This is a genomic window from Herbaspirillum sp. BH-1 (genome assembly GCF_002870055.1).
Taxonomy (GTDB): Bacteria; Pseudomonadota; Gammaproteobacteria; order Burkholderiales; family Burkholderiaceae_D; genus Herbaspirillum; species Herbaspirillum frisingense.
On the sequence record NZ_PKOI01000001.1, the window covers coordinates 234,960 to 257,980 of the forward strand.

Consider the following 23,021-nt stretch of genomic DNA (forward strand, 5'->3'; position numbering starts at 1 on the left):
GATTATACCAGTTGGCGCTGTCCGTCTTTTTTGTCTGCCTCCGCCGCTGGTGATATCAAGAAAACATCAAAGAAACAAAACAAGCAAAGGCAGCCAGGCGACCGCAAGGCGCACAGCCCCCGCAGTCCCTGGCGAAACCCGGAGAGGTTGTCGTTGAACAGGCACAGCCTCTCAACCCGACAGGAGACAAGACAAAAATGGAGACCACCCAGAGTGCCGTCGAAAGATCGGCCATCCGCAAGGTCGCGATGAGGCTGGTGCCTTTCGTAGGCCTGATGTTTTTCATCAACTTTCTGGATCGCACGGCGATCTCGTTTGCCGGCCCCAATGGCATGAGCCGTGACCTGGCGCTCACCGCAGCCCAGTTCGGCTTTGCCGCCGGGGTCTTTTTCATCGGCTACGTGCTGCTGGAAATCCCCAGCAACCTGGCCCTGCACAAGTACGGCGCGCGCCGCTGGCTGGCGCGCATCATGGTGACCTGGGGCATCGTGGCGCTGCTCTTTACCTGGGTCAGCAGCGTGGAGGGGCTGTATGTGCTGCGCTTCCTGCTGGGCGTGGCCGAGGCCGGTTTCTTCCCCGGTGCCATCCTCTACCTGAGCCTGTGGGTGCCGGCCCGGCATCGCAGCCACATCCTGGCGCTGTTCTACCTGGCCCAGCCGCTGACCATCGTCATCGGCGCACCGGTGGCGGCCCTGCTGATCGAGGCGCATGGCCTGTTCGGCCTGGAAGGCTGGCGCATCATGTTCGCCGGGGTGGCGCTGCCGGCCATCGTGGTCGGGGTGATCGCCTGGTTCTACCTGGCCGACAAGCCGGGTGAAGCCAAGTGGCTCAACGAGGCCGAACGCAAGTGGCTCACCGGCGCCCTGCAGGCCGAGCAGAACGGCAAGCGGGTGGAGCACGTGGCCCACGCCGGCGCGGCGCTGAAGAATCCGCGGGTGTGGATGCTCTCGCTGGTCTATTTCGGACTGATCTACGGGCTTTACGCACTGGCCTTCTTCCTGCCGACCATCATCGGCGGCTTCGAGACCCAGTTCGGCACCAAATTCAATGTCTTCCAGAAGGGCCTGATCACCGCCATTCCCTACCTGCCGGCGGCCATCGCGCTGTTCCTGTGGAGCCGTGACGCCACCCGGCGCGGCGTGCGCAGCTGGCATGTGGGCTTGCCGGCGCTGCTGGGCGCCATCAGCATCCCGGCCGCGCTGTACATGCAGAGCCCGGCAGCCACCGTGATGGCCATCACGGTCACGGCCTGCGCCATCTTCTCGGCGCTGCCGACCTTCTGGTCGATCCCGGCGCGCTTCCTCTCCGGTGCGGCGGCCGCTGCCGGTATCGCCCTCATCAATACGGTGGGCAATGCGGCGGGCTTCATGGCGCCCTTCATCACCGGTGCGATCAAGGACGCCACCGGTTCCTACCAGGCACCGATGTTCGTGGTGGGGGCATTGATGGCGGTGTCGGCGCTGGTGATCTTCGCCATCGGCGCAGGCTCGCGGGAAGAGGCGGCCGAGTTGCAGGGCCGCGTGATCGCCGAATAAATCCGCCGGTCGGCCAGCAGCCAGTTGGCCTGGCCGACCGGAACTTTGCAGAACTCAAATGACGATAGGAGAAGAAATATGAAGGAAAAGATCGCACTCTTCGGCGCAGGCGGCAAGATGGGCGTGCGCCTGGCGAAGAATCTGAAGAAATCGGATTACCAGGTTTCTCATGTGGAAGTCAGCGAAGTGGGCCAGCAGCGCCTGCGGGACGAGGTCGGCGTGGACTGTGTGAGCATCGACGCGGCGCTGGACAACGTTGATGTGGTCATCCTGGCCGTGCCCGACACCCTGATCGGCAAGATCGCCGCCGAGATCTCGCCCAAGCTGCGCGCCGGCGTGATGGTGATGACGCTGGACGCGGCCGCGCCCTTCGCCGGCCATCTGCCGGACCGGCCGGACCTGGTCTATTTCGTGGCCCACCCTTGCCACCCACCCATCTTCAACGACGAGACCACGGCGGAAGGCCGTCGTGATTTCTTCGGTGGCGGCGCCGCCAAGCAATCCATCACCAGCGCCCTGATGCAGGGTCCGGAGTCGGCCTTCGACCTGGGCGAGGATGTGGCCAAGGTGATCTACCAGCCCATCCTGCGCAGCTATCGCCTGACGGTGGAACAGATGGCGATCCTGGAGCCGGGCCTGTCCGAGACCGTCTGTGCCACGCTGCTCTATGCGATGAAGCAGGCCATGGACGAGACCGTGCGTCGCGGCGTGCCGGAAGAAGCGGCCCGCGATTTCCTGCTGGGGCATATGAACATCCTGGGCGCGGTGATCTTCAAGGAAATTCCCGGTGCCTTCTCGGATGCCTGCAACAAGGCCATCCAGAACGGCCTGCCGCGCCTGCTGCGCGACGACTGGCTGAAGGTCTTCGAGCATGACGAGATCGCGGAGAGCATCCGCCGCATCACCTGAGGGAGTGGGCATGGAACGCATCTACGCCAGCTACTGGCTGGAAACCGGGGATGACCCGGCGCGCGCGGCCGAGGTCATCGCCGGGGAGCAATCCAGCGGGACCTTCGTGGCCCTGGCCACCGAGACGCCGGAACTGAAGGCGCGCTCCGGCGCCCGTGTCGAAAAGCTGGAGATCCTCGGCCACGGCAGCACGCCCAGCCTGCCGGGCGGCATGACGTCGCAGCGCTATACGCAATGCCGGCTGGAGCTGTCCTGGCCGCTGGAGAACACCGGTGCCTCGCTGCCCAACCTGATGTCCACCGTGGCGGGCAACCTGTTCGAGCTGCGCCAGGCCTCGGGTCTGCGCCTGACCGGCCTGCAACTGCCCAAGGCCTTCGTGGACGCCTATCCGGGACCGGCCTTCGGCATCGAAGGCACGCGCCGCCTGAGCGGGGTGACGCATGGCCCGCTGATCGGCACCATCATCAAGCCCAGCATCGGCCTGTCGGTGGAGGAGACGGTGCAGCAGGTGCGTGAACTGGTGGCTGGTGGCATCGATTTCATCAAGGACGACGAACTGCAGGCCGATGGCGGCCGTTGTCCCTTCGACGAGCGGGTGCGGGCGGTGATGCGGGTGGTCAACGACCACGCCGATCGCACCGGCAAGAAGGTCATGGTGGCCTTCAACCTCACCGGCGACCTGGACCAGATGCGACGTCGTCATGACCTGGTGCTGGCCGAGGGCGGAAGCTGTGTCATGGCGGTCCTCAATTCCATCGGCCTGGTCGGCCTGCAGGAGTTGCGCCGTCATGCGCAACTGCCGATCCATGCGCATCGCGCCGGTTGGGGCTATCTCACGCGCAGCCCGCAACTGGGTTGGGACTATGCGCCCTGGCAGCAGCTGTGGCGTCTGGCGGGGGCTGACCATATGCACGTCAATGGCTTGGGCAACAAGTTCAGCGAGCCGGATGACAGCGTCATCACGGCGGCGCGTTCGGTCCTGCAGCCGGTGGTGGCTGGCGCCGACATGGTCAGCACGATGCCGGTCTTCAGCTCCGGGCAGACCGGCTTGCAGGCGGCCGATACCTATGCCGCCATTGGCTGCGCCGACCTGATCCATACCGCAGGTGGTGGCATCTTCGGCCATCCGCAGGGCGTGGCGGCGGGCGTGGAAGCGCTGCGTGAGGCATGGGTGGCCGCCATCGAAGGCGTCCCCCTGGCCCAGCATGCGCGCAACAACAAGGCGCTGCAGGCGGCGCTGGGGTTCTGGAAATGAGTCTGCTGCCTGAGAGTGCGCAGTTGCCGCAGGGGCTGCTGCTGTCCTATTACGGCGACGACTTTACCGGCTCCACCGATGCCATGGAGGTGATGAGCGCCGCCGGCCTGCCGACCGTGCTGTTCCTGCGTACGCCCGATGCGGCGATGCTGGCGCGCTTTCCCGAGGCGCGCTGCATCGGCATTGCCGGGTCCTCGCGCGGGCGTTCGCCGCAATGGATGGAGGAACATTTGCCGCAGGCCTTCACCGCGCTGGCGGCGCTGGGCGCACCGGTGATGCAGTACAAGGTGTGCTCGACCTTCGATTCCTCGCCCGAGACCGGTTCCATCGGACGCGCCATCGACATCGGCACGCGCCATCTGCGCGGCGACTGGTCGCCCATGGTGGTGGGCGCGCCCCGGCTGAAGCGCTACCAGTTGTTCGGCAACCTGTTTGCCGCAGTGGACGGGCAGGGCTACCGGCTGGACCGGCATCCGACCATGTCGCGCCATCCGGTCACGCCCATGGACGAGGCCGACCTGCGCCGACATCTGCGCCGGCAGACGGCGCGCCGCCTGGAACTGGTGGACATGCTGCAACTGCGCGACGGGGCCGGGCAGGCGCAGGCGCGCCTTGAGGCATTACGCGGTGGCGATGCCCCGGTGGTGCTGATCGACGTGCTCGACGACGAGACCCAGCGCCAGGCCGGGCGGCTGGTATGGGAGGGTAGGGGGGCGGGTGTCTTCAGCGCATCGTCCTCGGGTTTGCAATACGCGCTCACCGCCTACTGGCGTGAACGCGGCTGGATCGCGGCGCAGCCATCCCTGCCCAAGGCCGGCCCGGTGCCGGTGATTGCGGCGGTCAGCGGCAGCTGTTCGCCGGTCACGGCCGGGCAGATCGCCTGGGCGCGCGAGCACGGGTTTGCCTGCCAGCGCATGGATTTGCCGGCCGTGCTGCGGCCCGAGCGGCGTACTGCCGAACTGGCGCGCCTGGTGGCGGCGGCCGATGCGGCCATCGCCAGCGGACGCAGTCCGTTGGTGTTTTCGGCCGAGGGGCCGGACGATCCTGCCGTCACCGGTTTCGATGACATTGCCACCCAGGCGGGGCTGGCGCGGGGCGAGGCGGCGCGCCAGGTCGGCATGGCACTGGCCGAGACCCTGCGTGCCATCCTCGATGGCGATTCTGGACAGTCGCTGCAGCGCATTGCTATTGCCGGCGGCGACAGCTCGGGCGAGGTCGCCAGTGCCCTGGACATCACAGCCCTGTCGGTCTGCGCCGGTCTGGCCCCGGGCGCACCGCTGTGCCGGGCGTGGTCGGACAATCGCCGCCGCGACGGTCTGGAACTGGTGCTCAAAGGGGGACAGGTGGGCGCGCGCAGCTTCTTCGGGGATGTGCTGGAGGGGGCTGTGAACTAGGGGCTGCTTCGTGCGCCCATGGCGTGGCGCAATCGCAGGCCGGGACTGCGATTGCGGTAGATATGGTAGAGTGCGCGTCCAACGAAACCTATACTTTGAGACAGCGCAGCCATGCCGGAACCGATACAGCGACGCAAGTTATACCAGGAAGTGCTGGAGCGCCTGATGGATCGCATCCATCAGGGTGAATTCCCGCCCGGGTCACAATTGCCTTCCGAACGCGACCTGATGGAGCAATACGGTGTGGGCCGCCCGGCGGTACGCGAGGCGATGCAGGCGATGGAGCGTTCCGGTTTCGTGGAAATCGCCCATGGCGAGCGCGCCCGCGTGGTCGACCCCACGGCCGACCGGCTGATCGCCCAGATCGCGGCTGGTGCGCAGCATCTCCTGCGTACCAAGCCGGACATGTTGAAGCACATGAAGGAAGCCCGCGTCTTCCTGGAAACCAGCACCGCCCGCATGGCCGCCGAGCGCGCCAGCGAGGAGCAGGTAGCGCGGCTGCGCCAGGCCATCGCCGAGCATCGCGCCTCGATGGTCAACCTGGAAGAGTTCATCGAACGCGACATGGCCTTCCATCGCGAGATCGCCGACATCAGCGGCAACCCGATCTTCCCGTCCATCGTCGAGTCGATGTTCCGCTGGGCCAGCGAGTTCTATACCACCCTGGTGCGCGCTCCCGGAGCGGAAGAACTGACCTTGCTGGAACACCAGCGCATCGTCGATGCCATTGCCGCCCACGATGGCGACGCCGCCGCCGAAGCCATGCGCGCGCACCTGATGCGCGCCAATGAGTTGTATCGGGAGTTGGGGCAGCAGTAGGGCTGGCTGTACGCGGGGTGCACTACTGCGAACAGGCCCTAGTCCAGGATGGCCTGCAAACGTGCGAGTGCATCATCGATCACGAAATCCGGGGCCTTCTCGATTCTCTTCGCGCCTCTGGCCTCCAGATCCAGCATGCGGATTTGATTCACAAGCGCCGCGCCCTGTGTTTTGGTGCCGGCTCCGCTCAAGGTGACAGCGAATCCGGCGTGCCTGGCGAAATCACCGCCTTGAGTGATCGGGGCGACCAGAGCGGTCCCCATCACATTGAACACCGCCGTTGACAGGATCAAGGCCGGTCGGTGCTCTCCACGCTGTTCACGCCCTGCGGTCGGCTCCAGGTTGACCACAACAATGTCACCGCGCTCGAATTTGAGACGCCTCACCATGTTTCACGACCCACAGGTTTGAGCTTGCTCCAGGCGGCCATATCAGCAGGTTCCGGGGCGCTGGCATCGCATTGTGCCACCAGATCCGCCAGGGAGTAGGCATGACGCTTGGGCTTCAACAAAGCCCCTTCGGGGCGAATATCCACCGCGAGCTTATCTCCCAATTTCACATTGAGCAGACTCAGAAACTCGGTAGAAAGGCGCACGGCTGCGCTGTTGCCCCATTTTTGAATCGAAAGTTCCATGTGCTTCTCCATAAAGTAGATACATTGTATAAACGTGTGGCAGACAAGGCAAGAGCTTGTAGAAACAATGTATCTACTGTGTTGATCGTTGGAATTCAACGCAACATGCCATGCCAGGTGGGCTGCTTTTCCTCATGGTAATAAGGCCGGGTCAGCGGCGCCGACATCACCTGTTCATCCGCCAGCACGGTCACCGTGGCCAGGCCGGTCGGGCCGTCGTAGCGGCGGCAGGCCTGGGCCGAATTGCGGTTGTTGTGCATATCCACCACCAGCAGGCGTTTCTGGGCCTCGCTCATGCCCGGGGTGGGTGGCGGCGCCGTGCGCTTGGGCGGGATCACCAGGGCGTCGCCCGGCTCCACCCACAGGTCGGCCAGGCTGATTTCATTGACGTAGGGGCGCCAGCGCGCCACCGTGATCACCAGCGGTTCGGGACCCTGCGAGAAGAAGATGTGGGCGAAGTCGTGGTACTCCAGGTCGGTGGCATTCCAGGTCAGCAGTTCGCGGCTGCGGCCGTCGCCGAGATAGGGTGATTCATAGCCGGCCCATTTGCCGTAGGTGTACTGGGCCATCACCAGTCCCTGATAGGTGAAGCTCAGGCACTGGCCGTTGCGCAGCAGCGTGGCGCCGAAGGCCTGGGCATTCTCCGGGGTGGCGGGCAGGGGTTCGTAGCGGACCTCGGGAACGCGGAAGTCGAATTCGGTGATCTCGTAGGCCGGCCAGTCCTTGGGCGTGATCTTGCGCGGCCAGTGAGCGATATCGCGGTAGGTGGCGCCGCGTTCCAGTTCCGGTGCTTCCTGGGCCAGGGTGATGAGTTCGCCGACCACGGTCTGGCTCTGCAGGCCATGGCCGTTCTGGTTGCACATGTAGGGGTACTGGTTCGGGTCGAGCAGGGCTTGCGAGGGACCGTCGGCGATGAACAGGACCGGGTCGAAATCACTTTGATCTGGTGGCATGGCTTCCCCTTTTGAATAGGCGTGGCGGTGGCAGGTCGCCGGCCGGCATCCCCCGATGCGGCGCGGCGCTGGGGATGTTCGCACAGATCGGGGGCGTTCAGCGCAGTTTGTTGGCGCCGAGCGACTTCCGCCGGACTCAGCCGGCGGCGATGCGACGGATGCGGTAGACGCAGCGCCTTGCTCCGGCCGGCAGGTGCTCCTCGCGGGTGATCTCGGCCTCGCTGCCGAGCACTTCACCAAAGAGCTGGAGCTCCGAACGGCAGAAGCCCTGGCAGGTCATTGCGGCGGCGCAGATGGGGCAGTGGTCTTCGATCAGTAGCCAGTCCCGGCCTTCCTTCTCGACCCTGGCCATGTAGCCTTCGGCACTGCGGATGTCGGCCAGTTTTTCCAGCTTCTTCGGGAGGGTGGGCAGGTCGGCGCAGAGGCGCAGGTATTGCGTCCGCATGTCGTCTTCGCGTTGATTGATCAGCTTGTCCAGTCCGGGTTCGCCGAACAGTTGGCGGATCGATCCCAGCAGTTGCACCGTCAGTTGCGCATGCGTGTCGGGGAAGCGGGCGTGGCCGCTTGCGGTCAGCTCCCATTCCTGGCGCGGCCGCCCGGCGCGCGCCACGGCTGCGGCCTGGCGGCTGGCGATCAGGCCTTCGGCGGCCAGCTTCTGGATCTGCTGGCGTGCCGCTTCGGCGCTCATCTCCAGCTCCCCGGCCAGTTCGCTGGCGGCGGCGGGACCGCGGGTCTTCAGGCGTAGCAGGATGCGTTCCGCAGTACTGGGGCTTTCCTGTATCGATTCGCTCATCGTATATTTTCCAAGTGTTTACTTGTTTAATTACTCGTCTGGTTTTACCATGGCGGTGAATTAGCCAAGTATTTACTTGCATATTATGCCGGGGCGCTCCAAATGTCGATACGGTCCTGCGCCGGCTTTCCACCTCCCTACCAAGGTCGCCAAGGATACGCCATGACGAGTTCTCCTCCTTCCTCCACCGACGTCCATCCCGCCGCGGGCGCGGCCTCGGCCTCGGCCTCCTGGGGCGAGCTGCTGGGCCGCCGCCAGGGCTGGCGTGCGGTGGCCCTGACCGGTGGCGTGGCCATGCATGCCATCAACGTGCATATCGTCACGACCATCCTGCCCTCGGTGGTGCGTGATATTGGCGGTATCGATTATTACGCCTGGAACGTGACCCTGTTCGTGGTGACCTCCATCATCGGCTCCGCTATGACCGGCAAGCTGCTGGGTCGCCTGGGAGCACGTCCTGCCTATCTGCTGGCGCTGGCAGTGTTCGGTGCCGGGGCGATGCTGTGCGCCAGTGCCGGCGACATGGGCTGGATGCTGGTCGGGCGGGCTGTGCAGGGCATCGGCGGCGGCTTGCTGGCGGCGCTGGGCTATGCGCTGATCCCGCTGGTGTTCGAGCAGCGCCTGTGGTCGCGTGCCATTGCGCTGGTGTCGGGCATGTGGGGCATATCGACCCTGCTGGGGCCGGCCGTGGGCGGCATGTTCGCCGCCCACGGCCACTGGCGCCTGGCCTTCTTCGCCTTGTTGCCGCTGCTGCTGTTGCAGGCTGCACTGGTGACGCGTCAACTGGGGCCGGACGCGGTACGCACGATAGTGGGCGAGCAGCAGGCCATGCCGCTGGGACGCATTCTCTTGCTGGCTGCCTCGGTACTGCTGGTGGCGCTGGCGGCGCAAACCGGCCGGGCCTGGATGGCGATGGCCTGCGTGGTCGGCGGTGCTGCGTTGGGCGTACTGGTGGCGCGTATCGACCTGAATCATCGCGTGAGCCTGCTGCCGCGCGATGGCTACAGCCTGCGCACGGTGATGGGTGGCGTGTTTGCCAGTGTGTCCTTGCTGGTGATTGCCAGTTGTGTGGAGATCTTCATCCCTTACTTCCTGCAGACCCTGCATGGATATGTGCCATTGGCGGCGGGTTATGCCACGGCGGCCATGGCGGCCGGCTGGAGCGTGGGGTCGCTCAGCGGTTCAGGGCACAGCGGTTCGGCGGCTCGACGCATGATCTGTGCCGGCCCCTGGCTGATGGCGCTGGGCTTGCTCGCGCTGGCACTGCTGTTGCCGGCGCAGTTGCTGCCCCCGGGTTGGCTGTCGGATGCCCTGATCGTGCTGGCGCTGGGCGCGGCCGGGCTGGGCATCGGCCTGGGCTGGCCCCATCTGATCGGCCGGGCCATGCAGGCGGCTCGGGCAGGGGAGGAGAACCTGACCTCTGCTGCCATCACCACCGTGCAACTCTATGCCATGGCCATCGGGGCGGCATTGGCCGGTCTGGTGGCCAACCAGGCCGGGTTGGGCGAACCGGGTGGCCTGGCGGGCGCCGCCCAGGCGGCGACAGTACTGCTGGGGGTGTTTGCGCTGGCGCCACTGGCGGCCATCGTGTTGACGCGCCGTCTGGTGCGGCAGGGTTGAGGAGGGCGCATGGACTTGCCGCCGGAATTGAGCGAGATCGAATACTACCTGCTGGTGGCCGAGTTCGACCTGTTGTGGTCACGCCGGCCGGAGGCGGCCCTGCGTGAGCGCATGGATCAGATGATGTGCAGGATAGAGGCCTTCGAGGCTGCCCATGCGTTCTTGTTCGTGCGCAGCGCATCGGCCTGAAGCCGCCGGCCGTCTCAGGCCATCCAGAAGGCCGGCCCGGCTGCCTCCAGTTCATCGCGGATGAAGCGGGTCACGCGTTCCACCCGGGCCAGGTCCCGGGTATCGGCGTGGGTCACCAGCCAATAGGAGCGGGTCAGGCAGATCTGCTCCGGCAGCACCCGCACCAGTCCGGGCTCCTGGCGTGCCATGAAGTGCGGCAGCACGCCGATGCCGGCGCCACCGGCCAGCGCGGTCATCTGCGTGATCACGTTGGAGACCCGCAATTGCGCCCGGATCTCGCGCGAGATCTGCGGTAGGTAATCCAGCTCCGGGGTCCACATCAGGTCTTCCACATAGCCTATCCAGCGCATCCCGGCCAGGTCGGAGGGCTTGCGCAGGCGGCGCTGGCCGGCCAGGTAGGCGGGCGCGGCGTACAGGCCTAGCGCATAGTCGACCAGCTTGTTGGCATAGACCCGCCCCTGGGCCGGACGCGCCATGCTCACCGCCAGGTCGGCTTCGCGCTTGATCAGACTGAATGAGCGTGGATTGGCCACCAGTTCGATCTCCAGCCCTGGCTGGGCGTCGCACAGGCGCTCGATGCGTGGCGCCAGGAAGTAGGTGCCGAAACCCTCTGGCGTCCCCAGCCGCACCGTGCCGGTCAGGCTGGCGGCATCATCGTCGAGGCTGGCGCGCATGCGCAGGGCCAGGGTTTCGATGGCTTCGGCATCACCGATCAGTCGTTCGCCCTCGGGCGTGAGTACGAAACCTACCGCACGCCGTTCGAAGAGCGGCACGCCCAATGCCGCTTCCAGCGCGGCGATGCGGCGGCTGAGGGTGGAGTGGTCCACGCCCAGGCGCTGCGCCGCCACCATCAGGCGCCCGGCCCGGGCCATGGTGAGGAAGGCTTGCAGGTCGTTCCAGTTGAAGTCGCTCAAGAGATATTCCTTTCTGGCTGGGGGCGAGAGACTTCGAATTTTTGCACAGAATGCTTTCGCTTTTCCGCATTGGATTGCGAAAATGATAGTGCTATCTTGCCTGCCAGGGTAGGGCATGGACGCTTGATTCAAGGCTCATCGCCATGCCGTACCTGTATCCATCAACCAGGCAACGGAGACAATACATGTCGCTCATCAGGCAATTGAAGGCCCGCGCGGCCAATGGCAGACCGGTTCGCGTCGGCGTCATTGGCGCCGGCAAGTTCGGTTCGATGTATCTTTCACAGGCACCGCGCACGCCGGGTATTCACCTTGCCGCGGTAGCCGACCTCTCGCCCACGCGTGCCCAGGCCTCGCTGGCCAGGGTGGGCTGGGAAGAAGCGCGTTACCAGGCGCGTTCGCTGCAGGAAGCCGTGCGCACCGGTGGCACCTTCATCACCGACGATGCGGCGGCCATGATCGCCAGCGATGCCGTCGATATCGTCATTGACGCCACTGGCAGCCCGGCCGCCGGAATCCGTCACGCGCTGCTGTGCTGCGAGCACAAGAAGCACATCATCATGGTCAACGTCGAGGCCGATGTGCTGGCCGGCCCCTACCTGGCGCGCCGCGCGGCCGAGGCGGGCATCCTCTATTCAATGGCTTCGGGCGACCAGCCGGCTCTGATCGCCGAGCTGGTGGACTGGGCGCGGACCATCGGCATGGAAGTGATCTGCGCCGGCAAGGGCACCAAGTATCTGCCGGTATATCACCAGTCCACGCCGGATACGGTCTGGGGCCATTATGGTTTCTCGGAGGCGCAGGTGGCCGGCGGTGACTTCAATGCCCAGATGTTCAACTCCTTCCTCGATGGCACCAAGTCGGCGCTGGAAATGGCAGCCGTCTCCAATGGCTGCGATCTGGTCCCGCCCACGGATGGCCTGATGTTCCCGGCCTGCGGCGTGGACGATTTGCCGACCCTGCTGCGCGCACAAGCCGACGGCGGCATTCTGCAGCAACGCGGGACGGTGGAGGTGGTGTCGTCTCTGGAGCGCGATGGTCGGCCGGTGTTCCGCGACCTGCGCTGGGGCGTGTATGCGGTCTTCGAGGCGCCCAGCGATTACGTGCGTGACTGCTTTGCCCAGTACGGTCTCAAGACCGATGCCAGCGGCCGCTTTGCCGCCACCTATAAGCCGTATCACCTGATTGGGCTGGAGCTGGGCATCTCGGTGGCGTCCATCGCCGTGCGCAACGAAGCCACCGGGGCCACTACCAGCTGGAGCGGTGACGTCGCCGCCACCGCCAAGCGGGACTTGAAGGCGGGTGAGACGCTGGACGGCGAGGGTGGCTTCACTGTCTACGGCAAGCTCATGCCGGCGGCCGATTCGCTGCGCGTGGGGGCTTTGCCCATCGGGCTGGCGCACAACATGGTGCTCAAGCACGATATCCCGGCTGGCCGGGCGGTGCGCTGGAGCGACGTGCAATTCGATGCCAGCAAGCAGGCCGTCCAGGTGCGCCGCGAAATGGAAGCGCTCTTCGCACGCGAACTCGGCATCGCAACCGGGCACAAGCAGGCGGCCTGAGCGCCGGCTTCCTCGTCCACGGGGGCGACGCAGACGTCGCCCCCGCCTTCCCCAACCTCGAACAAGCCCATCAAAAAAGGGCATCGGAGGAGACATGACTCAACACACCATGGCGCATCCCACTGCGCATGCGGGTGCTTTCGACGTTTATCGCAAGATCACCTGGCGCATCATGCCGTTCATCGTGCTGTGCTATCTGTGCGCCTACCTGGACCGTGTCAACGTCGGTTTCGCCAAGCTGCAGATGATGAACGACCTGCACCTGAGCGACGCCGTCTACGGCCTGGGCGCGGGCATCTTCTTCATCGGCTACTTCCTCTTCGAAGTGCCCAGCAACCTGATCATGCACAAGGTAGGCGCGCGCGTGTGGATCGCCCGCATCATGATCACCTGGGCGCTGATCTCGGCGGCTACGCTGCTGGTGCAGACGCCGACCCAGTTCTATATCGCCCGCTTCCTGCTGGGCGTGGCCGAGGCCGGATTCTCGCCGGGCATCATGCTCTACCTGACCTACTGGTTCCCGGCCAGGAAGCGTGGTTTTGCGCTGGGCTTTTATTACATCGCCATTCCGCTGGCGGGTGTGGTGGGCGGGCCGTTGTCGGGCTGGATCCTGGATGCCTTTGGCCAGTCGCAAGTCATGCGCGGCTGGCAGTGGCTGTTCCTGATCGAGGCGATTCCATCGATGGTGGCGGGTATCGCGGTGCTGTTCATGATGGTGGACAAGCCCGAGCAGGCGCGCTGGCTCTCGGCCGATGAAAAGCGTCAGGTGGTCGAGGAGATCCGCCAGGAAGATGGCGCCAAGACCGAGCATGCGAATTCGATGTCCTTCCTCAGGGACAGCCGGCTGTGGAAGCTGTGCCTGGTGTATTTCTGCCAGATCATCGGGCTATATGGCGTGAGCTTCTGGCTGCCCTCCATCATCAAGAACAGCGGCGTGGCCGACAACACCATGATCGGCTGGCTCTCGGCGATTCCCTATCTGGTGGCGATCCCGGCCATCCTGCTGACGGGTATGTCGGCCGACCGTCGCCGCACGCGCCGCATGCACTTTTCGGTGATGCTGGTGGTGGGCGCGATCGGCCTGGCCTTCAGCGGCTACATCGGTCGTGATCCGACGCTGGCGGTGCTGGGTCTGTCGGTGGGCACGGCCGGTACGCTGGCGGCGCTGTCACTGTTCTGGGGGATTCCCTCGGCCTTCCTGGCGGGAACATCGGCGGCGGCCGGGATTGCAGCGATCAATTGCGTGGGCAACCTGGCCGGGTTTGTTTCGCCCTACATGGTGGGCTGGTTGAACGATGTGACCGGAAACGTCAGGATCGGTCTGTATGCGGTGGCGGCCTTCATGGTGCTGGGGGCTTTCCTGGTGCGCATGATTGCAGCGCGTGATGCCGACCAGTGAGATGGCGCATGGCGCCGGGATCAGGCGATGCGCTTGATCTCGGCGTTCGAGGAGAGTCGGCGGATCGCTTCTTCGGCCTGAGCCAGGGCGGCCTCGGGCAGGCGCAGGTGGAGGTGGGCCAGGGTGTCGTGGCGGCTGTCCAGCAGTTGGTACTTTTGCTGCGCCAGCCAGTGCCGCAGTTGCGGTTCGGCCGAATAGACCACCCCGATCTCGATCTCCGCCTGGGCCACGCGTTCGGTGCGTTCGCTGGTCTTGAGGGCAGTGGCGATGGCGTCGGTATAGGCACGCACCAGCCCACCGGCGCCCAGTTTGACGCCACCGTAGTAGCGCACCACCATGGCCAGTACGCCATCCAGTTCGTGGTGACGCAAGACCTCCAGCATGGGGCGGCCGGCGGTGCCGGAGGGTTCGCCGTCGTCGGACATGCCGGACTGGCCGCCGGCCATCAGCGCCCAGCAGACATGGGTGGCACTGCGATGGACCTCGCGCATGCGGGCGATTTCCTGCATGGCGGCCTCGCGCCCCGCGACCGGCTGGACGATGCCGATGAAGCGGCTCTTGCGGATTTCCAGTTCGATCTCGGCCCGCTGGGCGATGGTGAAGGTGGCCATGGTGACTTGCCTGTGCGCCTGGGCCTCAGGCCTGCTGGTCGCTGCCGGCCTTGAGCAGGGCCAGCTCGGCGCGCAGGCCCTGGTTTTCTTCGGACAGGCGCGAGACCCGGTTCTGCAGTGCGGCGATCTCGCGGCGCAGGGTGGCGGTGAGTTCGTTTTCCTGGCCTTCCACCAGGGGGATGGCGCTGCTGCTGCCGGTGGCGCCGTCGTCGCTGGCGGGCGCGCGCGGGGTGCGGGTGGCGGCTTTCTGTTCGCGCACTTTCTTGGCGGCTTCGCGCAGTTCCTTCTTGCCTCCGGCCACGGCGCTGACCTGCGCCTCGCTGGGCAGGGTCGCCACGGCAGCGGCGGCATTGATGGAGATGGTGCCGGTGCGCACGGCCTCTACCAGTTCCGGGGCGGCGGTCTTGCGGATGCGGTCGATCTGGCCGATGGTGGCGCTGCTGATGCCGGCGGCGCGGGCGATGTCTTCGCGCGTCTTGATGCGACCGGCGTCGTCGTCGGCGTGCCAGGGGGCATCGCCGGCCGGGGCGTCCTCGTTGTTCGTGGCGGGGTCGGTGGTGCTGCCGTCGTCGCTGGCGGCAGTTTTGGCCGGCGTGGCTTCGGCCTTGGTGCGGGCGGCGATGATGTCGCGCTTGCGCAGGGCCAGCATGCCGCGCTGGAAGTCCGAGACGCTGCGGCGGCCGAGCTGGTTATCGATCATCCACAGCAGCACGTCTTCCAGCGACTTGAAGCTGTCATTGTGGACCGTCTTGAAGGGCAGGTCGTACTTGCGGCAGATTTCGTAGCGGTTGTGACCATCGATGAGCACCTCGCCCCACAGCACCAGCGCATCGCGGCAGCCTTCGGCCAGCAGGCTGCGTTCCAGGGCGGCGTATTCGTTGGGGGTGAGGGGATCGATGTACTTCTGGAGTTCTTCGTTGATGACGATATTCATGGGGCGAAGCCTTGCCTAACAGATCGTGAGCCGGGGCCGCATTCTACACCACCGCCCCTGGCGGCCGGCCGCCTGCGGTCGGGGCGGGGGCTTGCAGTACAATGTCGGGCTTCGATATTGCTCCGTGGTGTCATGCGCTTCTCCTTCCGCCTGACGGCTGTTGCCGTCGCTTCCACTTTCCTGCTGTCGGCCTGCGGTACCCCTTCCTGGGTGCCGGGCAACGCGTCGCCAGCGTCTGTCGAATCTACCGCCGGTAGCCCTGCAACCCCCGCTGTCACGACCGTCACCCCGGTGCCGGTGGCGCCACGCAAGATCAGGATCGGCCTGGCCCTGGGCGGCGGCGCTGCGCGCGGGTTTGCGCACATCGGCGTGATCAAGGCGCTGGAGGCGCAGGGCATCACGGTAGACGTGGTGGCCGGTACCAGCGCGGGCAGCCTGGTGGGGGCGCTCTATGCCGCCGGCAACGATGGCTTTGCGTTGCAGAAGCTGGCGATGTCCATGGATGAAGCCTCCATCTCGGACTGGTCGGTGCCCTTGTTCGCCAAGGTCAGCGGGGTGATCAAGGGGGAGGGCGTGCAGAACTACGTGAACAAGGCGGTGCACAACGTTCCCATCGAAAAATTCAAGATTCCCTTCGGCGCGGTCGCCACCGACCTGCGCAGCGGCCAGCCCATCCTGTTCCAGCGCGGCAATGCGGGCGTCGCGGTGCGGGCTTCGTCGGCGGTGCCGGGGGTGTTCCAGTCGGTGAAGATCGGCGACCATACCTATGTCGATGGCGGGCTGGTGTCGCCGGTGCCGGTGCGCTATGCGCGGCAGATGGGGGCGGACTTCGTGATCGCGGTCAATATCTCGGCCAATCCGGAAGCGCAGGCGGCTTCCAGCAGTTCCATCGACGTGCTGCTGCAGACCTTTGCGATCATGGGGCAGACCATCAACCAGTATGAGCTGAAGAATGCCGATATCGTGCTGCAGCCGAGTCTGGGGGCGATGAAGGGCAGCGACTTCGCCAGCCGCAACGTGGCCATCCTGGCGGGCGAGCAGGCGGCTACGGCGGCCATGCCGGAGATCAAGCGCAAGCTCAGGTTGATGGCGACGGGGAACTGATTTTCAGGTTTTCCTGACGGAAACAAAAATGGCCACTGGATTTTCCAGTGGCCATTTTGTTTGTATCGTTTATAGCGTTTGCGCTTGCACCGTTGCGGTGCCTATTTCTGCTCTTCTTCGCCCGCCATGATGCGTCTTGCACCATTGAAGCGCTTCTTCCAGTAGGACTCGTCCATGCTCTCGATGCGCACCTGGCCACCGGCCGAGGGGGAGTGGATGAACTTGCCGTCGCCGAGGTAAATGCCCACGTGGGAGAAGCCGCGGCGCAGGGTGTTGTAGAACACCAGGTCGCCGGGCTGCAGATTGTCGCGGCCGATCTTTTCGCCCACGCGGCTGATTTCCAGCGAGGTGCGCGGCAGGTCGGTGCCCCATGCTTCCTTGAAGACGTAGCGCACCAGACCGCTGCAGTCCAGGCCGGTATCGGGCGAATTGCCGCCGTAGCGGTAATTGATGCCCAGCATGGCCAGGGCCTGGGTGGCCAGTTCGGATGCGCGGTTGGTGATGTCTTGCAGGCGGGCGATCGCAAGATTGGTCTTGCTGATCAACTGCTGGGCTTGCGGGGAAGTTGCTTGAGGAGGAGGAAGATCCTGCGCTGCCAGGGAAAGGTCAGCGGAATAGGCCGATGCACTGATCCAAAGGCCGGCTGCGAGCGCGCACGCACGAGCGGTTTGTCGTCGGATTCGGTCAGATCGGCGTAGGGTCATCGGGATCCTCTCAAAATAGGATTGCGGGACTGTAAGGTAAATCTTACGGCTTGTCAAAAGCTGGATTCGTGCCAGCTTGGCAAAATGGAATGATTTGCGGGGCAAAAAGGGGGTATTTGCCGTCATCTCCCAGTAAGTGTTTTTCCTACATGGCCCTAGGAAAATTTTTCTGTAAATGATTTACGGATGAGTCGGGGTGCAGTTGTTGTGTTCTCGGGGTGCGGGAATTTGTGGGAGGCGTGATTGGGATGGCGAAGTGCTGAAAATGATTCATGCAAGTCGCATGGATGAGTTTGCCGGCATGGGATGTCAAAACGACTTTATGGCCTTACAATCAGCGTTCGATTTTTTATGCCTATCGGAGCAAACATGCAAACCAAACCGTTTCTGTCGCTGGACGACGTGAAGAAGATCGCCGCCGGTGCTGAAGCCGAAGCCCGCGCCAACAACTGGAACGTGGCCATCTCCGTGGTCGATGACGGCGGCCACCTGCTGTGGCTGCAGCGCATGGACGGCGCCGCCCCGATTTCCTCGCAGATCGCCCCGGCCAAGGCGCGCACCGCCGCCCTGGGTCGCCGCGAAAGCAAGATCTATGAAGACATGATCAACAACGGTCGCGTCTCCTTCCTGAGCGCCCCCGGCCTGGACGGCCTGCTCGAAGGCGGTGTGCCGGTCGTGGTCGAGGGTCACTATGTCGGCGCCGTGGGCGTTTCCGGCGTGAAGTCTTCCGAAGACGTGCAGATCGCCAAGGCCGGTATCGCCGCCCTGGGCCTGTAATACGCCGCGTTGCGCCGGCAGCGCTGCCTGCCGGCGTTCCCTCCTTTGGCACCCCATTTCGGTGCTTCCCGAAGCAAGTTCGGCCATCCGTGATTTGCCGGAGGGAGCCTCTTGCGCTATAATTGAGCGGTTTAGCCAATTTTATCCGCCGTAGCGCATAGCCATTCCTCTTCCTCGTTCCTAACAGGCCCAGCCACGCTCCCGTACCGAATGAGTCGGGGTGTTCGCGCCGGTCGGTTTTGGCGCGCAAAGGTCTTCCGGTCATCCAGCCGCGGCGGTAACAATCTCAGGAGTTACCCTTGCTGCCTCTTCTTTCCGGTCCCGCGATTCCGGCCATCCTCGCGCTCGCAGACGGGTCTGTCTTCCAAGGTTTTTCCATCGGCGCCGCAGGCAACACCACCGGTGAGGTGGTGTTCAATACCGCGATGACCGGCTACCAGGAAATCCTGACCGACCCCAGCTACAGCCGCCAGATCGTCACCCTTACCTATCCGCACATCGGCAACACGGGCGTGAACCGTGAAGACGTGGAGGCATCGCAGATCCACGCCGCCGGCCTGATCATCAAGGACCTGCCGCGCCTGCTGTCGAACTTCCGCAGCCAGCAATCCCTGTCGGACTACCTGAAGGAAAGCAACATCGTTTCCATTGCCGGCATCGATACCCGCAAGCTGACCCGCATCCTGCGCGAGAAGGGTGCCCAGAACGGCGCCATCGTGGCCGGTGAATCGGACATCGAGGCGGCCACCGCCAAGGCGCTGGAACTGGCGCGTGCCTTCCCCGGCCTGGCCGGCATGGACCTGGCCAAGGTGGTCTCCACCCAGAAGGCGTACAACTGGACCGAGACCGAATGGCGCCTGGGCCGCGGCTATGGTCAGCAGATCACCCCGAAATTCCACGTGGTCGCCTTCGACTACGGCGTCAAGTTCAACATCCTGCGCATGCTGGCCGAGCGCGGCTGCAAGGTCACCGTGCTGCCCGCGCAAGCCACCGCCGCCGAGGCATTGGCCCTGAACCCGGATGGCATCTTCCTCTCCAACGGTCCTGGCGATCCGGAACCCTGTGATTACGCCATCGCTGCCTCCAAGGAGCTGATCGAGCGCGGCATCCCGACCTTCGGCATCTGCCTGGGTCACCAGATCATGGCCCTGGCCTCGGGCGCCAAGACCCTGAAGATGAAGTTCGGCCACCATGGCGCCAACCACCCGGTGCAGGACCTGGATTCCAAGCAGGTGATGATCACCTCGCAGAACCACGGTTTCGCCGTGGACCAGGCGACCCTGCCGGCCAACTGCCGCGTCACCCACATCTCGCTGTTCGACGGTTCGCTGCAAGGTTTCGAGCGCACCGACAAGCCTGCTTTCTGCTTCCAGGGCCACCCCGAAGCATCCCCTGGACCGCATGACATCGCTCCCCTGTTCGACAAGTTCGTGGCGATGATGGAGAAGAAACAAAATGCCTAAGCGTACTGACATCAAAAGCATCCTGATCATTGGCGCTGGCCCGATCATCATCGGCCAGGCCTGCGAATTCGACTATTCCGGCGCCCAGGCCTGCAAGGCCCTGCGCGAAGAAGGTTTCAAGGTCATCCTGGTCAACAGCAACCCGGCCACCATCATGACCGACCCGGAAATGGCCGACGCCACCTACATCGAGCCGATCACCTGGCAAGCGGTGGAACGCATCATCGCCAAGGAAAAGCCGGACGCCATCCTGCCGACCATGGGCGGCCAGACCGCGCTGAACTGTGCGCTGGACCTGCATCGCCATGGCGTGCTGGACAAGTACAAGGTCGAACTGATCGGCGCCACCCCGGAAGCCATCGACAAGGCCGAGGACCGCTCCAAGTTCAAGCAGGCCATGACCAAGATCGGCCTGGGTTCGGCCCGTTCGGGCGTGTCGCACACGATGGAAGAATCGTGGGCAGTGCAGAAGACCATCGGCTTCCCGGTCATCATCCGTCCGTCCTTCACCATGGGTGGGACCGGCGGCGGCATCGCCTACAACGCCGAAGAATTCGAGACCATCTGCAAGCGCGGCCTGGAGGCTTCGCCGACGTCCGAACTGCTGATCGAGGAATCCCTGATCGGCTGGAAGGAATACGAAATGGAAGTGGTCCGCGACAAGGCGGACAACTGCATCATCGTCTGCTCGATTGAAAACCTGGACCCCATGGGCGTGCACACCGGTGACTCCATCACCGTGGCACCGGCCCAGACGCTCACCGACAAGGAATACCAGATCATGCGTAACGCCTCGCTGGCGGTGCTGCGTGAGATCGGTGTGGATACCGGCGGCTCCAACGTGCAGTTCTCGGTCAACCCGGCCGATGGCCGCATGATCGTCATCGAGATGAACCCGCGCGTGTCGCGTTCCTCGGCGCTGGCCTCCAAGGCCACCGGCTTCCCGATCGCCAAGATCGCCGCCAAGCTGGCCGTGGGCTTCACCCTGGACGAACTGCGCAACGAGATCACCGGCGGTGCCACCCCGGCGTCCTTCGAGCCGTCCATCGACTATGTCGTGACCAAGATCCCGCGCTTCACCTTCGAGAAATTCCCGCAGGCCGACAAGCACCTGACCACCCAGATGAAGTCGGTGGGTGAAGTGATGGCCATCGGCCGCACCTTCCAGGAGTCCTTCCAGAAGGCCCTGCGCGGCCTGGAAGTCGGCGTGGACGGCATGAACGAGAAGACCACCGACCGCGAACTGATCGAGAAGGAACTGGGCGAGCCTGGTCCGGACCGCATCTGGTACGTGGGTGATGCCTTCGCACAAGGCTTCTCGCTGGAAGAAGTGCATGGTCTGACCCACATCGACCCGTGGTTCCTGTCGCAGATCAAGGAGATCGTCGACATCGAACTGTGGCTGGAAAAGGAAGCTTCCCTGGAGTCGCTGGACAAGGCCACCCTGTTCCAGCTGAAGCAGAAGGGCTTCTCGGACCGCCGCCTGGCCAAGCTGTTGAAGACCACCGACACCGCCGTGCGCGAACAGCGCAAGAAGCTGAATGTGCGTCCGGTCTTCAAGCGCGTCGATACCTGCGCGGGCGAGTTCGCCACCGATACCGCCTACATGTATTCGACCTACGACGAAGAGTGCGAATCCAACCCGACCGACAAGAAGAAGATCATGGTGCTGGGCGGTGGCCCGAACCGTATCGGTCAGGGTATCGAGTTCGACTACTGCTGCGTGCATGCCGCGCTGGCCATGCGTGACGATGGTTACGAAACCATCATGGTCAACTGCAACCCGGAAACCGTCTCGACCGACTACGACACCTCCGATCGCCTGTACTTCGAACCGGTGACGCTGGAAGACGTGCTGGAAATCGTCGACAAGGAAAAGCCGGTCGGCGTGATCGTCCAGTACGGCGGCCAGACTCCGCTGAAGCTGGCGCTGGACCTGGAAGCCAATGGCGTGCCCATCGTCGGCACCTCGCCGGACATGATCGACGCCGCCGAAGACCGCGAGCGTTTCCAGAAGCTGCTGCAGGACCTGGGCCTGCGTCAGCCGCCCAACCGTACCGCCCGCACCGAAGCCGACGCGCTGCAACTGGCGCAGGAAATCGGCTATCCGCTGGTGGTCCGCCCGTCCTACGTGCTGGGTGGCCGCGCCATGGAAATCGTCCACGAGCAGCGTGACCTGGAGCGCTACATGCGCGAAGCCGTCAAGGTTTCGCACGATTCGCCGGTGCTGCTGGACCGCTTCCTGAACGACGCCATCGAAGTCGACGTGGACTGCCTCTCCGACGGTGAACGCACCTTCATCGGCGGCGTGATGGAACACATCGAACAGGCCGGCGTGCACTCGGGCGACTCGGCCTGCTCGCTGCCGCCGTATTCGCTGTCCAAGGACACCATCGAAGAACTGAAGCGCCAGACCGCGCTGATGGCCAAGGGCCTGAACGTGGTGGGTCTGATGAACGTGCAGTTCGCCATCCAGCAAAGTGAAGTCGATGGCAAGGCCGTCGATACCGTCTTCGTGCTGGAAGTGAACCCGCGTGCATCGCGTACCGTGCCCTTCGTTTCCAAGGCCACCGGCCTGCAACTGGCCAAGATCGCGGCACGTTGCATGGTCGGCCAATCGCTGGACAGTCAGGGCATCAAGAACGAAGTCGTGCCGCCGTACTACAGCGTGAAGGAAGCCGTCTTCCCGTTCGTGAAGTTCCCCGGCGTGGACACCATCCTCGGCCCCGAGATGAAGTCCACCGGTGAAGTCATGGGCGTGGGCAAGACCTTCGGCGAAGCCTTCGTGAAGTCGCAGATGGGTGCCGGCGTGAAGCTGCCGACCTCGGGCAAGGTCTTCCTGTCGGTGAAGAACAGCGACAAGCCGCGTGCCGTGCAGGTGGCGCGTGACCTGGTCGCGCTGGGCTTCTCCATCGTCGCCACCAAGGGCACGGCGGCTGCCATCAGCGCTGCGGGTATCCCTGTTGCCACCGTCAACAAGGTGGTCGAAGGTCGTCCGCACATCGTGGACATGGTCAAGAACAACGAGATCGCCCTGGTGGTGAACACCGTTGAAGAAAAGCGCAACGCCATCGCCGACTCCGGAGCGATCCGTACCTCGGCCCTGGCGGCCCGCGTGACCACCTTCACCACCATCGCTGGTGCCGAAGCGGCAGTGGAAGGCATGCGCCATCTGGAATCGCTGGACGTCTACGATTTACAAGGCCTGCATAAAGCTATACACTAAACCCACAACACGTTACTTTGTCGGCAGCAGTTGACGCCGACAAGCTAAGAGGGCATCTGAGCAATCGATGCCCTCTCTGACTTTTGGACGACACCCTGCGGCCACAACATGTTCAATGTTGCAGGGCAGATCCGTCCAGGGGACGCTAAGGACATGACGCCGCCGTGCCACGTGATCGTGGACTTGCGCGTGGCGTCATGTCCTTAGCGGCTCTGGGTCAGAGCGC

21 protein-coding genes are annotated in these 23,021 nt (G+C 64.4%); 13 read left to right on the forward strand and 8 right to left on the reverse strand.

The window, feature by feature from the left end:
• The first annotated feature begins 197 nt into the window (after positions 1-197).
• From HBH1_RS01090 to HBH1_RS01110, 5 genes are all read left to right on the forward strand, one after another.
• Positions 198-1,535 carry an MFS transporter gene (locus HBH1_RS01090; protein ID WP_006463212.1) on the forward strand — a complete coding sequence of 446 codons (1,338 nt, stop codon included), beginning with the start codon at positions 198-200 and terminating at the stop codon, positions 1,533-1,535.
• A 78-nt stretch (positions 1,536-1,613) separates the two neighbouring features.
• Positions 1,614-2,444, forward strand: coding sequence for a phosphogluconate dehydrogenase C-terminal domain-containing protein (locus tag HBH1_RS01095; RefSeq protein ID WP_102661255.1), 831 nt, complete (start codon positions 1,614-1,616; stop codon positions 2,442-2,444).
• A gap of 10 nt (positions 2,445-2,454) precedes the next feature.
• The gene (locus HBH1_RS01100) at positions 2,455-3,699 is read left to right on the forward strand and encodes a ribulose-bisphosphate carboxylase large subunit family protein (RefSeq protein ID WP_102661256.1); all 1,245 of its coding nucleotides are present in this window, start codon (positions 2,455-2,457) and stop codon (positions 3,697-3,699) included.
• Positions 3,696-5,093, forward strand: coding sequence for a 3-oxo-isoapionate kinase OiaK (gene oiaK / locus HBH1_RS01105; RefSeq protein ID WP_102661257.1), 1,398 nt, complete (start codon positions 3,696-3,698; stop codon positions 5,091-5,093). Before HBH1_RS01100 ends, oiaK begins: the two co-directional genes overlap by 4 nt.
• Positions 5,094-5,204: 111 nt before the next feature.
• Positions 5,205-5,912, forward strand: a complete 708-nt coding sequence (locus HBH1_RS01110) for a transcriptional regulator NanR (protein ID WP_077237780.1) — start codon at positions 5,205-5,207, stop codon at positions 5,910-5,912.
• Positions 5,913-5,950: 38 nt separating this feature from the next.
• On the opposite strand, the gene HBH1_RS01115 is transcribed toward HBH1_RS01110, so the two are convergent.
• From HBH1_RS01115 to HBH1_RS01130, 4 genes are all read right to left on the reverse strand, one after another.
• Positions 5,951-6,301 carry a type II toxin-antitoxin system ChpB family toxin gene (locus HBH1_RS01115; RefSeq protein WP_102661258.1) on the reverse strand — a complete coding sequence of 117 codons (351 nt, stop codon included), beginning with the start codon at positions 6,299-6,301 and terminating at the stop codon, positions 5,951-5,953.
• On the reverse strand, positions 6,295-6,546 hold the full coding sequence (locus tag HBH1_RS01120) for an AbrB/MazE/SpoVT family DNA-binding domain-containing protein (RefSeq protein WP_102661259.1): 252 nt from the start codon (positions 6,544-6,546) through the stop codon (positions 6,295-6,297). Before HBH1_RS01120 ends, HBH1_RS01115 begins: the two co-directional genes overlap by 7 nt.
• A gap of 95 nt (positions 6,547-6,641) precedes the next feature.
• The gene (locus HBH1_RS01125) at positions 6,642-7,499 is read right to left on the reverse strand and encodes a hypothetical protein (RefSeq protein WP_102661260.1); all 858 of its coding nucleotides are present in this window, start codon (positions 7,497-7,499) and stop codon (positions 6,642-6,644) included.
• 136 nt (positions 7,500-7,635) lie between these two features.
• Positions 7,636-8,292, reverse strand: a complete 657-nt coding sequence (locus HBH1_RS01130) for a helix-turn-helix transcriptional regulator (RefSeq protein ID WP_102661261.1) — start codon at positions 8,290-8,292, stop codon at positions 7,636-7,638.
• A gap of 162 nt (positions 8,293-8,454) precedes the next feature.
• Here HBH1_RS01130 and HBH1_RS01135 point away from each other — a divergent pair, with 162 nt between their 5' ends.
• Positions 8,455-9,912 carry an MFS transporter gene (locus HBH1_RS01135; protein WP_102661262.1) on the forward strand — a complete coding sequence of 486 codons (1,458 nt, stop codon included), beginning with the start codon at positions 8,455-8,457 and terminating at the stop codon, positions 9,910-9,912.
• Between the two features lie 9 nt (positions 9,913-9,921).
• Positions 9,922-10,101 (forward strand): hypothetical protein, encoded by a 180-nt coding sequence (locus tag HBH1_RS01140; protein WP_102661263.1) that lies wholly within the window; start codon positions 9,922-9,924, stop codon positions 10,099-10,101.
• A 14-nt stretch (positions 10,102-10,115) separates the two neighbouring features.
• On the opposite strand, the gene HBH1_RS01145 is transcribed toward HBH1_RS01140, so the two are convergent.
• Positions 10,116-11,015: a LysR family transcriptional regulator gene (locus HBH1_RS01145; protein WP_102661264.1), complete on the reverse strand. Its 900-nt coding sequence runs from the start codon at positions 11,013-11,015 to the stop codon at positions 10,116-10,118.
• A gap of 185 nt (positions 11,016-11,200) precedes the next feature.
• Between HBH1_RS01145 and HBH1_RS01150 the strand changes: the two genes are divergently transcribed.
• Positions 11,201-12,577, forward strand: a complete 1,377-nt coding sequence (locus HBH1_RS01150) for an NAD(P)H-dependent oxidoreductase (RefSeq protein ID WP_102661265.1) — start codon at positions 11,201-11,203, stop codon at positions 12,575-12,577.
• Positions 12,578-12,671: 94 nt separating this feature from the next.
• Positions 12,672-13,976, forward strand: a complete 1,305-nt coding sequence (locus tag HBH1_RS01155; RefSeq protein WP_199181505.1) for an MFS transporter — start codon at positions 12,672-12,674, stop codon at positions 13,974-13,976.
• A 20-nt stretch (positions 13,977-13,996) separates the two neighbouring features.
• Here HBH1_RS01155 and HBH1_RS01160 read toward each other — a convergent pair whose 3' ends face one another.
• Together HBH1_RS01160 and HBH1_RS01165 are read right to left on the reverse strand one after the other, a co-directional pair.
• The gene (locus tag HBH1_RS01160) at positions 13,997-14,587 is read right to left on the reverse strand and encodes an IMPACT family protein (protein ID WP_102661267.1); all 591 of its coding nucleotides are present in this window, start codon (positions 14,585-14,587) and stop codon (positions 13,997-13,999) included.
• A gap of 25 nt (positions 14,588-14,612) precedes the next feature.
• On the reverse strand, positions 14,613-15,521 hold the full coding sequence (locus HBH1_RS01165) for a hypothetical protein (RefSeq protein ID WP_102661268.1): 909 nt from the start codon (positions 15,519-15,521) through the stop codon (positions 14,613-14,615).
• Between the two features lie 132 nt (positions 15,522-15,653).
• On the opposite strand from HBH1_RS01165, the gene HBH1_RS01170 reads away from it, so the two are divergent.
• Positions 15,654-16,625, forward strand: coding sequence for a patatin-like phospholipase family protein (locus tag HBH1_RS01170; protein WP_039875210.1), 972 nt, complete (start codon positions 15,654-15,656; stop codon positions 16,623-16,625).
• Between the two features lie 101 nt (positions 16,626-16,726).
• Here HBH1_RS01170 and HBH1_RS01175 read toward each other — a convergent pair whose 3' ends face one another.
• On the reverse strand, positions 16,727-17,329 hold the full coding sequence (locus tag HBH1_RS01175) for a C40 family peptidase (RefSeq protein WP_039875208.1): 603 nt from the start codon (positions 17,327-17,329) through the stop codon (positions 16,727-16,729).
• 369 nt (positions 17,330-17,698) lie between these two features.
• On the opposite strand from HBH1_RS01175, the gene HBH1_RS01180 reads away from it, so the two are divergent.
• The 3 genes from HBH1_RS01180 to carB all read left to right on the forward strand — a co-directional run bounded on the left by HBH1_RS01180 (position 17,699) and on the right by carB (position 22,795).
• Entirely contained in the window at positions 17,699-18,106 is a 408-nt protein-coding gene (locus HBH1_RS01180) for a GlcG/HbpS family heme-binding protein (protein ID WP_034338629.1), read from the forward strand.
• Between the two features lie 299 nt (positions 18,107-18,405).
• Positions 18,406-19,569 carry a glutamine-hydrolyzing carbamoyl-phosphate synthase small subunit gene (gene carA / locus HBH1_RS01185; protein WP_102661269.1) on the forward strand — a complete coding sequence of 388 codons (1,164 nt, stop codon included), beginning with the start codon at positions 18,406-18,408 and terminating at the stop codon, positions 19,567-19,569.
• On the forward strand, positions 19,562-22,795 hold the full coding sequence (gene carB / locus HBH1_RS01190; protein ID WP_102661270.1) for a carbamoyl-phosphate synthase large subunit: 3,234 nt from the start codon (positions 19,562-19,564) through the stop codon (positions 22,793-22,795). Before carA ends, carB begins: the two co-directional genes overlap by 8 nt.
• Positions 22,796-23,021: the final 226 nt, after the last annotated feature.

What these genes read in the sequence shown, in the direction of transcription:
- HBH1_RS01165 (WP_102661268.1), bottom strand. Translation starts at nt 15,521, where the DNA reads ATGAATATCGTCATCAACGAAGAACTCCAGAAGTACATCGATCCCCTC.
- HBH1_RS01120 (WP_102661259.1), bottom strand. Translation starts at nt 6,546, where the DNA reads ATGGAACTTTCGATTCAAAAATGGGGCAACAGCGCAGCCGTGCGCCTT.
- HBH1_RS01180 (WP_034338629.1), top strand. Translation starts at nt 17,699, where the DNA reads ATGCAAACCAAACCGTTTCTGTCGCTGGACGACGTGAAGAAGATCGCC.
- HBH1_RS01090 (WP_006463212.1), top strand. Translation starts at nt 198, where the DNA reads ATGGAGACCACCCAGAGTGCCGTCGAAAGATCGGCCATCCGCAAGGTC.
- HBH1_RS01095 (WP_102661255.1), top strand. Translation starts at nt 1,614, where the DNA reads ATGAAGGAAAAGATCGCACTCTTCGGCGCAGGCGGCAAGATGGGCGTG.
- carB (WP_102661270.1), top strand. Translation starts at nt 19,562, where the DNA reads ATGCCTAAGCGTACTGACATCAAAAGCATCCTGATCATTGGCGCTGGC.
- HBH1_RS01150 (WP_102661265.1), top strand. Translation starts at nt 11,201, where the DNA reads ATGTCGCTCATCAGGCAATTGAAGGCCCGCGCGGCCAATGGCAGACCG.
- HBH1_RS01155 (WP_199181505.1), top strand. Translation starts at nt 12,672, where the DNA reads ATGACTCAACACACCATGGCGCATCCCACTGCGCATGCGGGTGCTTTC.
- HBH1_RS01170 (WP_039875210.1), top strand. Translation starts at nt 15,654, where the DNA reads ATGCGCTTCTCCTTCCGCCTGACGGCTGTTGCCGTCGCTTCCACTTTC.
- HBH1_RS01125 (WP_102661260.1), bottom strand. Translation starts at nt 7,499, where the DNA reads ATGCCACCAGATCAAAGTGATTTCGACCCGGTCCTGTTCATCGCCGAC.
- oiaK (WP_102661257.1), top strand. Translation starts at nt 3,696, where the DNA reads ATGAGTCTGCTGCCTGAGAGTGCGCAGTTGCCGCAGGGGCTGCTGCTG.
- HBH1_RS01175 (WP_039875208.1), bottom strand. Translation starts at nt 17,329, where the DNA reads ATGACCCTACGCCGATCTGACCGAATCCGACGACAAACCGCTCGTGCG.
- HBH1_RS01100 (WP_102661256.1), top strand. Translation starts at nt 2,455, where the DNA reads ATGGAACGCATCTACGCCAGCTACTGGCTGGAAACCGGGGATGACCCG.
- HBH1_RS01160 (WP_102661267.1), bottom strand. Translation starts at nt 14,587, where the DNA reads ATGGCCACCTTCACCATCGCCCAGCGGGCCGAGATCGAACTGGAAATC.
- HBH1_RS01115 (WP_102661258.1), bottom strand. Translation starts at nt 6,301, where the DNA reads ATGGTGAGGCGTCTCAAATTCGAGCGCGGTGACATTGTTGTGGTCAAC.
- HBH1_RS01130 (WP_102661261.1), bottom strand. Translation starts at nt 8,292, where the DNA reads ATGAGCGAATCGATACAGGAAAGCCCCAGTACTGCGGAACGCATCCTG.
- HBH1_RS01140 (WP_102661263.1), top strand. Translation starts at nt 9,922, where the DNA reads ATGGACTTGCCGCCGGAATTGAGCGAGATCGAATACTACCTGCTGGTG.
- HBH1_RS01110 (WP_077237780.1), top strand. Translation starts at nt 5,205, where the DNA reads ATGCCGGAACCGATACAGCGACGCAAGTTATACCAGGAAGTGCTGGAG.
- HBH1_RS01135 (WP_102661262.1), top strand. Translation starts at nt 8,455, where the DNA reads ATGACGAGTTCTCCTCCTTCCTCCACCGACGTCCATCCCGCCGCGGGC.